Below are 1,389 nucleotides of genomic sequence, written 5' to 3'. Positions count from 1 at the left end.
CTAGGATAATTCCAACCATCCAAATTATTTTTTGGACATATTACGCGTTTAAAACCTAATTTCGCCGCTTCTTGTACACGTTGCTCAATTCGAGAAACCCTTCTAATCTCACCAGTTAAACCTACTTCACCTACAAAAATATCATTCGGATTCGTTGGTTGATTCCGAAAGCTAGAAGCGATACTTACAGCTAATGCTAGATCAATAGCTGGCTCATCTAACTTTACGCCGCCAGCAACTTTTATATATGCGTCTTGATTTTGAAGCATCAAACCGACACGTTTTTCTAAAACGGCCATTAACAACGGTACACGATTATGGTCTATTCCTGTTGCAGTACGACGGGGATTTCCAAAGCTAGTGGGAGAAATTAATGCTTGAATTTCTACCAATACCGTTCTCGTTCCTTCCATCGATGCTACAACTGTCGACCCAGCTGCCCCTTCTGATCGTTCTTCTAGAAATATCTCAGACGGATTCATTACTTCTCGTAATCCCTCTTCTTTCATCTCAAATATTCCCATTTCATTCGTACTACCAAAACGGTTCTTTACTCCTCGTAATATACGATATGTGTGATGACGCTCGCCTTCAAAATATAGAACAGCATCTACCATATGTTCTAATAATCGAGGACCAGCAATGGAACCTTCTTTTGTTACATGACCAACAATAAAAATAGGTATTCCATTTGATTTTGCTATTTTCATTAGCTCCATTGTACATTCACGTACTTGAGAAACACTTCCTGGAGCACTCGTTACTTCTTCTTTAAATATGGTTTGTATCGAATCGATTACTACAAAAGACGGTTTTAATTCTTCTACCTGTTTACTAATATCATATAAATTTGTTTCTGATAAAACATACAACTGATCTGTTGCAATATCGAGTCGATCTGCACGTAATTTTGTTTGACGAGTTGATTCCTCTCCAGAAACATAAAGTACTGACATATCTTTTTCTGCTAATTGAGAGGATATTTGGAGTAATAAGGTTGACTTACCAATACCCGGATCTCCTCCAATTAAAACAAGAGAACCTAGTACAATTCCGCCTCCTAGCACTCTGTTGAACTCTTTCATGTTCGTAGTAATTCTAGGTTCTTTCTTCGATTCAATCGCTGTGATTTTTTCAGGCTTACCTGCACCTGCAGATGTCGTACTAGTAGCATAGCCTGTCCGACCTTTAACCGAAGCTGGATCTATTTCCTCCACCATGGTATTCCATTGATGACAAGCAGGACATTTTCCCATCCATTTAGCTGATTCATATCCACATTCCTGACATACAAACTTTGTTTTTCGTTTTGCCAAATTTATTAACCCCTTCTCTATTATTGTAGCCTATTTTTTTATGTAGTAGGTTACAGAAAGCTATCAATTTACA

At 37.9% G+C, this 1,389-nt stretch carries 1 protein-coding gene; it reads right to left on the bottom strand.

All coding sequences use genetic code 11. The features are described from left to right. Positions 1 to 1,316 (bottom strand): DNA repair protein RadA (gene radA, locus C3938_RS17550; RefSeq protein WP_105104610.1); only part of this gene is annotated, 1,316 nt, incomplete at its 3' end. Positions 1,317 to 1,389: the final 73 nt, after the last annotated feature.

It is taken from the genome of Microbulbifer pacificus (assembly GCF_002959965.1).
GTDB classification, from domain to species: Bacteria; Pseudomonadota; Gammaproteobacteria; order Pseudomonadales; family Cellvibrionaceae; genus Microbulbifer; species Microbulbifer pacificus_A.
This window is presented reverse-complemented; position numbering and strand designations above follow the sequence as displayed.